Below are 9,998 nucleotides of genomic sequence, written 5' to 3'. Positions count from 1 at the left end.
AAATATAAGGCGAAGAACTTCGGTTAACCGCATGTAAACATGTGCAGGCATCTTGCCAAGCGCTTCAAAAGCGAGAAGGGTGCGCGCCACAGCTTTGATCCTGACCGACAATCGAGAATGTCGGCCACTGTAGCCGTCCGGTAACAGACCACATCAGAAGTGCTCGGAGCCCCCGCATGCCGATGAAATTCGAATTCACTTTCAGCAAGTCCCATCGCCCGGCGGGCGGCGTCGCCGTCCTCCTGCAGGCCGCAGGTGCCAAGGAGCCCGCCGGCGCGGCGGTTGCCGATCCGGAAGGCATCCTCGCCAAGGCGGCGAAGGTCGGCAAGTTCAGCGGCAAGGCGCTCTCCACCCTCGACGTCATCGCGCCGCACGGTTCGCCGGCCGACCGGATCGTCCTCCTCGGTCTTGGCGACGCCGCCGCTGTCGGCGATCATGATTGGCTGAAGGCCGGCGGCGCGGCCGCCGCGAAGCTGCGCAGCGCCGAGAAGGCAACGGTCTTTCTCGACGCGCCCGGCGTCGAGGTCTCCGGCAAGGCCGCCGCCGATTTTGCTCTCGGCATGGAGATGAACGCCTATGCATTCGAGAGCTACAAGACCAGGAAATCGGACGACGAGCCGAAGGCGGCGCAGAAAGCGGTCAAGGTCACCATCGTCACCGGCGCGGTGATCGCCGCCAAGAGGGCCTTCGCCACCGCCCAGGCGATCGGCGAAGGCGTGTTTCTGGCGCGCGACCTCGTCAACGAGCCGGCCAATGTGCTCGGTCCGGTCGAGTTCGCCGCCAAGGCGAAGGAACTGGAGAAACTCGGCGTCGATGTCGAGATCCTGACCGACCGGGAGATGAAGAAGCTCGGCATGGGCGCGCTCCTCGGCGTCGCCCAGGGGTCGGTGAGGCCGCCGCGGCTGGTCGTCATGCAATGGAAGGGCGGAAAGGCGAAGGACAAGCCGGTAGCCTTCGTGGGCAAGGGCGTCGTCTTCGATACCGGCGGCATCTCGATCAAGCCCGCCTCCGGCATGGAGGACATGAAGGGCGACATGGGCGGCGCGGCAGCCGTGACCGGTCTCATGCATGTCCTTGCTGCGCGCAAGGCGAGCGTCAACGCCGTCGGCATCATCGGGCTGGTGGAGAACATGCCGGACGGCAGCGCCCAGCGGCCGGGCGACATCGTGACGTCGATGTCGGGGCAGACGATCGAGGTGATCAATACCGACGCCGAGGGCAGGCTCGTCCTCTGTGATGCCCTCTGGTATTGCAGCGATCGCTTCAAGCCGCAGTTCATGATCGACCTCGCGACGCTGACCGGCGCGATCATGGTGGCGCTCAGCAATCATTACGCCGGCCTGTTCTCGAATGACGACCGGCTGGCCGAACAGTTGCTTGCAGCGGGACAGACGACGCAGGAGCGCCTGTGGCGGATGCCGCTCGGCAAGGAATACGACAAGATGATCGACAGCAAGTTCGCCGACATGAAGAACACCGGCGGCCGCCATGGCGGTTCGGTGACGGCGGCACAGTTCCTGAAGCGCTTCGTCAAGGATACGCCCTGGGCGCATCTCGACATCGCCGGCACGGCCATGGGCTCGCCGACCGACGAGATAAACCAGTCCTGGGGCTCGGGCTTCGGCGTGCGGCTGCTCGACGAACTGGTCCGCGCGAACTACGAGTCGTGAGCGGCGTCGGGGCAGGGGATAGGCCGGCATGACCGAGGTCCTTTTCTATCACCTGACCGAATCGAAGCTCGAGGACGCCCTGCCGCCGCTGCTCGACAAGAGCATCGAGCGCGGTTGGCGCGTGGTCGTGCAGACGGTCGACGCCGAAAGGCGCGATGCGCTCGACACGCATCTGTGGGTCTATCGCGACGACAGCTTCCTGCCGCATGGCACGGACGCGGGCGATTTCGCGGCGGAACAACCGATCCTGATCGTCGCCAACGACATGAACCCGAACGCCGCAACTGTCCGCTTTGTCGTCGACGGCGCCGAGCCGCCGCCGGTCTCCGGCTACGAGCGCCTTGTCTTCATGTTCGACGGCTACGACCAGAGCCAACTCGAGGCCGCGCGCAGCCAGTGGAAACGGCTGAAGGCCGAGGGGCACAACCTCACCTACTGGCAGCAGAACCGCGACGGCAGGTGGGAGAAGAAGGCGTGATCGCCGGCCTCCGGGTGGAGCGGAGCTGCCCCTCATCCGGCCTGCCGGCCACCTTCGCCCCGCTGGCGAAGCGAAGGGGACTCGCGGCAACGCCTCGTCCCCTCTTCCCGCGTGCGGCAAGAGGACTAGGTGAGGGGCAATCGCCAACGCAGGCGAGGGGGCGATCGGCGGCCGCCCGCACCCCCTCGCATCAGATCAATCGTGGAACGCTTCCACGAATTTGCGCCGCCCGAGCATGAAGGCGTCGGCGACGTGGCGGAGGGGGGCGAGGTCGACGTCGGACCTGCCGGCCTCGATGATCTCGGCGAAGCGGCGATAGAGCATCGAATATTCCTGCTCGGGCTCCTCATGCGCGATCTTGCCGTTGATCGCGAGCTTGGCGCCGCCCTCGGAAAGGATCATCTCGCCGGCATCGGTCTCCGCGACGATGTCCCAGCTCTGCTTGCCCGTCTGGCGCCAGTCGAACTCGGCGGAAACGCTGAGCTTCTCGGCGTCGCTGAAGGCAATCGTGGCGGCGATCGGCGCGTCGCGGTTGTCGGGGAATTCGAGCGTCGCCGAGGTGATGAATATCGGCCGGGGCAGAATGTGGGTGATGATCGACAGCGCGTTGATCCCCGGATCGAAGACGCCGAGCCCGCCGGCTGCCCAGATCCATTCCTGGTTCGGATGCCAGTGGCGGACATCTTCCTTCCAGATGATCCTGACATTGCGGATCGCGGTCGACGCCAGGAAGGCCCTGGCGGCTTCGACCGCCGGCGCATAGCGCGAATGCCAGCTCGCAAACAGCGACAGGCCCTTTGCGCTCGCCAGCGCCTCGAGATCGGCGACCTCGCTCAAGGTCGCGCCCGGCGGCTTTTCGAGGAAGACGTGCTTGCCGGCCTCGAGCGCCGTGCGGGCAGCTTCGTAACGGAACTGCGGCGGCATGCACAGCGAAACCGCTTCGATCGCCGGTACCGCTTCCAGCATCGCTTCGATCGACTTGAAATTGTCGATGCCGTCGACGGTTCCGTGGCGGCTGGCGGCCGCAACCAGTTGATAGTCCGCGTTTTTCGCAAGCGCCGGCAGATGCTGATCGCGCACGATCTTGCCGACGCCGACGATGGCAATTCGAATGGGGGCCATGGTGCTTCGCTCTGATTAGTATGACTTATTGCTGCCCTTGTAGCAGATTGGGGGCAGCGGGCAAGCCGGCCACCGGTTGCAAATTTAAGCGGCCGGCTCGGGTGGACAAGATGGAGAGCCAATCTATCTTGTCCGTCGCGCACCAAAATTCCTGCCTCTTCGGGCCGTTCCCGGAGGGACGAGGCCGAGGATCTGCCATGCCGAACATCCGCCACGCGACACGCGCCGAGCTCGACATCATCATCGACTGGGCCGCGAGAGAGGGATGGAATCCCGGACTCGAGGACGCCAATGCATTCTGGGCGGCGGATCCGCAAGGCTATTGGGTCGCCACCGAGGACGATGCCCTGGCGGCCGCCATCTCCATCGTGCGCTATGGCGGCCACTATGCCTTTCTCGGCCTCTACATTGCGGAACCCGCCTATCGCGGCCGCGGCATCGGGCTCGCTTTGTGGAAACAGGCGATCGCCAGCGCCGAAGGCCGGACCATCGGCCTCGACGGCGTTGTGGCCCGGCAGGACAACTACCGCAAGTCCGGCTTCGCCTGGTCGCATGCGAACATTCGCTATGGCGGAGCCGTCGATGTCACGGAACCGCCCGGCACGCATCTCATCGACGCGGCGCCGGTTCATGCCGCGGCTCTCATCGACTATGACCGCCGCTTCAATCCGGCACGGCGCGATGCCTTCCTCCACGAATGGACGAAACAATTGCCGAGCCGGCGCAGCGTCGTGCTGCTGCGCGACGGCACGATCGCCGGCTACGGCACGATCCGGGCATGCCGCGACGGCTTCAAGATCGGCCCGCTCTTCGCCGACAACGAGACCGGCGCCGACCTGATCTTCCGCAAGCTTGCCGCCGGCGCCAAGGGGGCTCGGGTCTACCTCGATATTCCCGAGCCGAACGGCTCGGCCCGGGCGCTTTGCGCGCGCTACAACATGAAGCCGGTATTCGAGACGGCGCGGATGTACCGGGGACCGGTGCCGGATCTGCCGCTGGCGCGGATCTACGGCATCACGACCTTCGAGCTCGGGTGAGGGAGCCGCAGTTCAAGGTCGCCTTCTGCCACTGGTTTACGCTCGTGTAGTGCGGCGGCAGTCCCCCGTCGCTCTAACCCGCCATCGCCTCTTCATATTCGGCCGACAGCTCGAGCCATTGCTCTTCCGCCTCGGCCAGTTTCGCCGCGGCGTCGGCGCGTTCCTTCGCGCGCAGCGCCGCCTTTGCCGGCGCCTTTTCGTAAAGGCTCGGGTCGGCCAATTCCGCATCGAGCGCCTGAATCAGTTTCTCGAGTTTCCCCGTCAAGGACTCGATCTCGTTGATCTTTTTCCTGAGGGGGGCGAGCGATGCGCGCTTGTCGGCGTTCGCCCGGCGCTGGTCGGCCTTCGACAGGCCCTCGTCGGAGCCGTTCGCCTTCGGCTTCTCGTCCTTGACCCTGGGGCCGCCGACGATCAGGCTCCGGTAGTCGTCGAGGTCGCCGTCATAAATCGTCACCGTTCCATCGTTGACGAGCCACAGCCGGTCGGCGGTCGCTTCGATGAGGTGGCGGTCGTGCGAGATGAGGATGACGGCGCCGGAATAGTCGTTGAGGGCGGCGATCAGCGCGTTGCGGCTGTCGATGTCGAGGTGGTTGGTCGGCTCGTCGAGGATGAGCAGGTTCGGCGCGTCGAAGGCGGCGAGCCCCATCAGGAGGCGGGCCTTCTCGCCGCCGGAGAGGTCCTTTGCCGCCGTGTCCATCTTTTCCGTGGCAAGACCCATCTGTGCCACGCGCGAGCGCACCTTCGCCTCCGGTGCGTCCAGCATCCGGCGGCGCACGTGCTCGACGGCACTTTGCGTCGGAATGAGGTCGTCGAGCTGGTGCTGGGCGAAGAAGCCGATCTTCAGGCCCGGGGCGATCCGCACCTCCCCCGCTTCGGCCGTAAGCCGGCCCGAGATGAATTTCGCGAAGGTGGATTTGCCGTTGCCGTTGGAGCCGAGCAGCGCGATGCGGTCGTCGGCATCGATGCGCAGATTGAGCCTCTTCAGGATCGGCTTGCCCGGCTCGTATCCGACCGCCCCGCCCTGGATTGCGACGATCGGGGAGGCGACCTGCTTTTCCGGATCGGGAAAGGTGAAGCCCTGGACATGATCCTCGATCACCGCGGCGACGGTGCCCATGCGTTCCAGCGCCTTGATCCGGCTCTGGGCCTGGCGGGCCTTGGAGGCCTTCGCCTTGAAGCGGTCGATGAAGCTCTGCAGGTGCTTGCGCGCCGCCTCGTTCTTGGCGCGCGCCTTCATCTGCAACTCGTCGGCTTCCGCCTTCTGCCGCTCGAACTGATCGTAGGACCCGCGGTAGAAGGTAAGCTTCTTCTGGTCGAGATGGACGATCGCATTCACCGCCGTGTTCAAGAGGTCGCGATCATGGCTGATGATGATCACCGTGTGCGGATAGCGGCGGATATATTCCTCGAGCCAGAGCGTGCCCTCGAGGTCGAGATAGTTCGTCGGCTCGTCGAGCAGAAGCAGGTCGGGCTCGGAAAAGAGCACCGCCGCGAGCGCCACGCGCATCCGCCAGCCGCCGGAAAAGGAGGAGGCGGGGCGCCTCTGCGCCTCATGGTCGAAGCCGAGGCCCGCAAGGATGCTCGCCGCGCGCGCTTCGGCGGAATGGGCGCCGATGTCGGCAAGCCGTGTCTGGATTTCGGCGATACGATGCGGATCGGTCGCCGTCTCCGCTTCAGCGATGAGCGCCGCACGTTCCTTGTCGGCCTTGAGCACGATCTCGATCAGCGGCTCTTCCGTCCCCGGCGCTTCCTGCGCCACCTGGCCGATCCGCGCGTTCCTCGGCAAGAGCACGCTTCCCGTTTCCGCCGCGAGTTCGCCGGTGACGACCCGGAAGAGCGTCGATTTGCCGGCGCCGTTGCGCCCGACGAGCCCAGCCTTCGTGCCCGCCGGAAGCGTCACGGAAGCGTTTTCAATGAGCAGGCGGCCCGCGACGCGGGCGGAGAGGCCGGTGATCTGGATCATGCCGGCCTTTTGCCCGGACTTTCCCGGGAAGGCAAGAGGTCGATCCCGGCAAGGCGACGAGGTTGGCGGGACCGCGCATGTGCAACGAAGGAGGCGAATTGCCGGCGGCAGCTATTATGAGGGCGTCAGCGACAAGCCGCTCTTCCTCGACCGCGCTCCGAAGGCGCGTAATGAGGCCGTCCTTCGCCGCGACAACGGCACGCTCGACCGCACCTCCACCGGTGCCGTCGACTATCGCTCGGAGCCGCGAGTGGTCCGCGGCGGTGAGGGCGAATATTATCAGGGCCTCACCCGCTGAGGTCGGCGAAGCGGGGCGTGCGCCTCCCACGCGCCCCGCTCGAGCCTTGAAATCGAAAGGCCCGGTTCCCTTGTCGGCGCCGGGCCTTTTCTTTCCGGCACGACCGGCTGCTGCCAATTGCCGCATCGCTTGTCCGCCGGAGCCGCCGGCTTACCTTCGCGCTGATACTTGACTGTTGTAGTCAGCAATAATATGCCGCCTCGCTAAAATGGAGGTGGTTTTGGGCGCTGGCGATTTTTTTGTGTCCCCCTTGTGCGTTGCACGTCTGACCGCGTGGGGCGATCGGCCGGCGCTTGTCCTGTCCGACGGGCGGGCAATCAGCTACCGCGAACTCGCCGCACGTGTCGATCGCCTGGCATCGCAATGGCGCGGCAGGCGCGGCCTGGTGATGCTCGAGGCCGATCTGTCGGAACATGCCATCGTCGCCTATCTCGCGGCGTTGGAAGCCGGCCACGCCGTCGCCCTGCAGGGACCGGCCTGCCTGGACAAGGACCTGGAAAATCTCAAGCCGGAATATTGCTACCGCCGCTTCGACGGGCGCTGGCGTACCGAGCGGTTGGAAGGAGACCCGGTCGCGCCGCATCCCGATCTCGCCCTCCTGCTTTCGACCTCCGGCAGCACCGGAGAGGGAAAATGCGTGCGGCTGTCCCGGACGAACATTCAATCCAATGCGCAGTCGATTGCCGAATATCTCGGTCTGACGGCGGCCGATCGAGGCTGTCTCATTCTGCCGCTCCACTATTCCTACGGGCTTTCGGTGCTGAACGCGCACCTCTCGGTCGGCGCAAGCCTCTTCATCCCGGGTGGCTCGATCCTGGACCAGGGCTTCCTCGATCGCCTCGAGGCGAGCGGCAGCACCAATCTTTCGGGCGTGCCCTATTCCTACGACCTTCTGGAAAAGATCGGGTTCCGCGAGCGGGCGTTCCCGGCCTTGCGTTTCATGACGGTCGCCGGCGGGCGGTTGTCGCCCGACACCATACGCCTCTACAACCACCACCTCTCGGACCGCGGCGCCCGTTTATTCGTCATGTACGGCCAGACCGAGGCTGCGGCCCGCATGGCCTATATGCCACCGGAGCGACTGGCCGGCAGGGAAGACCGGATCGGCATCGCGATACCGGGCGGCAGCCTGACGATCGAGGACGAAGAAGGGCGGCTGATCCTGGGCGCGGACCAGCCGGGCGAGCTTGTCTATCGCGGGCCGAACGTGATGATGGGCTATGCCTCGTCGCGCGCCGATCTCGCGCGCGGCGCCGAGCTTTCGGAGCTCAGGACCGGCGACCTGGCGACACGGGACGCGGACGGATTTTTTCGCATCGTCGGACGGAAGAAGCGCATATCGAAGATCGCGGGTCTGCGGATCGGGCACGACAGCCTCGAGGCGGTCCTCGAACGGCAGGGCATTGCCGCCGCCGTCGTCGGCGATGACGCCGCGGTGCACGCCTTCTATGTGGGAGAACGCGCCGCCGAGGACATCCGGCGCATTCTCGTCGCCGCAAGCGGCCTGACCCTGCTGCAGGTCAAGGCCTCGCGCCTCGATGCGCTGCCGCGACTGGCATCGGGCAAGGTCGACTATCAGGCGCTCCGCGACCGGGCGAGCAGAAGCGATGCCGGCGGCCAGGCCGCCGGCGAGAGCGTGCAGGCCCTCTTCAACCAGCTTTTCTATCCGAGGAAGGTCCGCCCGGAGGACAGCTTCCTTTCGCTCGGCGGGGACTCGCTCCGCTTCGTCCAGCTTTCGATCGGTCTTGAAAGAATCATCGGCGAGGCTCCCGAGGCCTGGGAGCGGATGTCCGTCAGGTCATTGGCGGCCATGGACCGCCGCGAGGGGGGCAGCAGGCAGATCGGCACCGATCTCCTGATCCGGGCGCTGGCGATCCTTCTCGTCGTCCTGCATCACGAGACACTTTGGCCCATTCCGGGCGGATCGGCGGCAATGGTCATTCTGGCCGGCTTCGGTCTCGCGCGGTTCCAGAGCCGCGCGCTGCTTTCGGGCGCGGTGCTGCAACTGTTTCGGCCGCTGTCGCAGATTCTCGTACCCTACTATCTGATCGTCGCGGCCTACGCGCTGGCCTGGGGCCACATGCCCTGGGCCTCCGTCTTCCTCGTCGGCAATTTCGGCTTCGCCGATCCGGAGCACCACGGCATGGTGCCCTACCTCTACTGGTTCATCGAGGCCTACTGCCAGATGCTGCTCGTCTTCGCCGCCGTCTTCGGCGTGCCCGCCGTCCGGCGCGCGGCGGCGGCGAGACCGTTTGCTGCCGGCATGGCGCTGTTCGCCGCGGGCCTCGCCGCGCGCCTGGCGTTGCCGCTTCTGGTCGACATCGGCAACCGGCAGATATTCACCTTGCCCTGGATCTTCTACCTGGCGGCGATCGGCTGGTGTGCGGCACTGGCCGGCACTCTTCGCGAGCGCTGCGCCCTGATGCTTGCCGGAACGGCGGTGTTCCTGTTCCTCGGGCTCTACGAGGGGGTCTGGATCGGGACGAAGGTCAAGTATCTCATGCAGATCCCGGTCCTTGCCGCGCTGCTCTTCCTGCCGCGCGTGCCTGTGCCGCGATGGGCGGCACAGCTGGTTTTGCCGCTCTCGGCGGCGGGTTTTCATGTCTATATCCTTCACCGCTTCGTGCCGGAGCTCTTGCTCCTGCCGGTGCAGCAGTCGCTGCCGCCGCTCGCCTTCGCGCTTCTGTCCATCTTCGGCGGCATCGCGCTCGGCATTGCCGCGTGGTGGGCGCAGCGGCAGCTCTTCAAGTGGCTCGCGCAGGCCGAGAGCGGCAGCGTAGGTCTCGACTGGTCGAACCGGCTGAAGCCCTGGCTTCACTCAGGCCGCCCACTTCTCGCCCTCGGTCCGCAGGAAGAAAACCAGGTCCAGCGTCAGTGATGGGCGCCCCAGCGCCGTCAGGATAGTGTGCGCCTGGCCCCGGTGATGGGTCTGGTGGTTGAAGACGTGCGCGAGCGTCGGGCCGATCCGCTGGGTGATTTTGTCCGGCATGGTCAGCGGCGAGTAGGTGAAGTGGGCGCGAAGCCGCGCCTCGTCGAGGCTGCCGACCCAGGCGATGATGCGCTCGTCTTCCGCCGCCCGCGCCGCCGTCAGGCTCGTGAGATCGTCGTGAAGGATGGCGTCGAGCCGCGACGGCGCCTCGCCCTCGCCGGTGAACCGTTTCATCCAGATCCGGTCGGCGGCGAGCAGGTGGTTGAGCGTCCCGTGCAGCGAGCCGAAGAACGCGCCCTTGTTCTCGCGGAACTCGGCATCCGAGAGCTCCGCCGTGGCGGCGTAGAGCCGTCGGTTGGCCCAGCGATTGTAGTCGGCAAACATCCGGTAATGGTCGAGCATCGGCAATCTCCTCGCGCGGTCGGGTCACGCTATCGCGAATTTGCATTCCGGTGGCGAATGCTACTCATGAAATTTAATGATTTGATCTCACAACGTCTC

General features: G+C 65.8%; 8 protein-coding genes. 5 read left to right on the top strand and 3 right to left on the bottom strand.

Annotation, left to right across the window (positions count from 1 at the left end; translation table 11 throughout):
- Positions 1-176 precede the first annotated feature (176 nt).
- Both ATB98_RS13675 and ATB98_RS13670 read left to right on the top strand, forming a co-directional pair.
- Positions 177-1,670, top strand: coding sequence for a leucyl aminopeptidase (locus ATB98_RS13675; RefSeq protein WP_066874496.1), 1,494 nt, complete (start codon positions 177-179; stop codon positions 1,668-1,670).
- A gap of 28 nt (positions 1,671-1,698) precedes the next feature.
- Positions 1,699-2,148, top strand: a complete 450-nt coding sequence (locus ATB98_RS13670) for a DNA polymerase III subunit chi (RefSeq protein WP_066874494.1) — start codon at positions 1,699-1,701, stop codon at positions 2,146-2,148.
- Positions 2,149-2,343: 195 nt separating this feature from the next.
- Here ATB98_RS13670 and ATB98_RS13665 read toward each other — a convergent pair whose 3' ends face one another.
- Positions 2,344-3,270, bottom strand: coding sequence for a Gfo/Idh/MocA family protein (locus tag ATB98_RS13665; protein WP_066874491.1), 927 nt, complete (start codon positions 3,268-3,270; stop codon positions 2,344-2,346).
- 197 nt (positions 3,271-3,467) lie between these two features.
- Between ATB98_RS13665 and ATB98_RS13660 the strand changes: the two genes are divergently transcribed.
- Positions 3,468-4,307: a GNAT family N-acetyltransferase gene (locus ATB98_RS13660; protein ID WP_066874489.1), complete on the top strand. Its 840-nt coding sequence runs from the start codon at positions 3,468-3,470 to the stop codon at positions 4,305-4,307.
- A 73-nt stretch (positions 4,308-4,380) separates the two neighbouring features.
- Here the strand turns inward: ATB98_RS13660 and ATB98_RS13655 are convergent, their stop codons facing one another.
- Positions 4,381-6,270, bottom strand: coding sequence for an ABC-F family ATP-binding cassette domain-containing protein (locus ATB98_RS13655; protein WP_066874487.1), 1,890 nt, complete (start codon positions 6,268-6,270; stop codon positions 4,381-4,383).
- A 79-nt stretch (positions 6,271-6,349) separates the two neighbouring features.
- Between ATB98_RS13655 and ATB98_RS13650 the strand changes: the two genes are divergently transcribed.
- Both ATB98_RS13650 and ATB98_RS13645 read left to right on the top strand, forming a co-directional pair.
- Complete coding sequence (locus ATB98_RS13650; protein ID WP_066875554.1) at positions 6,350-6,568, top strand: hypothetical protein; 219 nt, start codon at positions 6,350-6,352, stop codon at positions 6,566-6,568.
- A gap of 208 nt (positions 6,569-6,776) precedes the next feature.
- Positions 6,777-9,446 (top strand): non-ribosomal peptide synthetase, encoded by a 2,670-nt coding sequence (locus ATB98_RS13645; RefSeq protein WP_066874485.1) that lies wholly within the window; start codon positions 6,777-6,779, stop codon positions 9,444-9,446.
- Here the strand turns inward: ATB98_RS13645 and ATB98_RS13640 are convergent.
- Positions 9,387-9,899, bottom strand: a complete 513-nt coding sequence (locus tag ATB98_RS13640) for a DinB family protein (RefSeq protein ID WP_066874483.1) — start codon at positions 9,897-9,899, stop codon at positions 9,387-9,389. The genes ATB98_RS13645 and ATB98_RS13640 overlap by 60 nt on opposite strands.
- Positions 9,900-9,998 lie beyond the last annotated feature (99 nt).

This window comes from Sinorhizobium saheli (assembly GCF_001651875.1).
Taxonomy (GTDB): Bacteria; Pseudomonadota; Alphaproteobacteria; order Rhizobiales; family Rhizobiaceae; genus Sinorhizobium; species Sinorhizobium saheli.
This window is presented reverse-complemented; position numbering and strand designations above follow the sequence as displayed.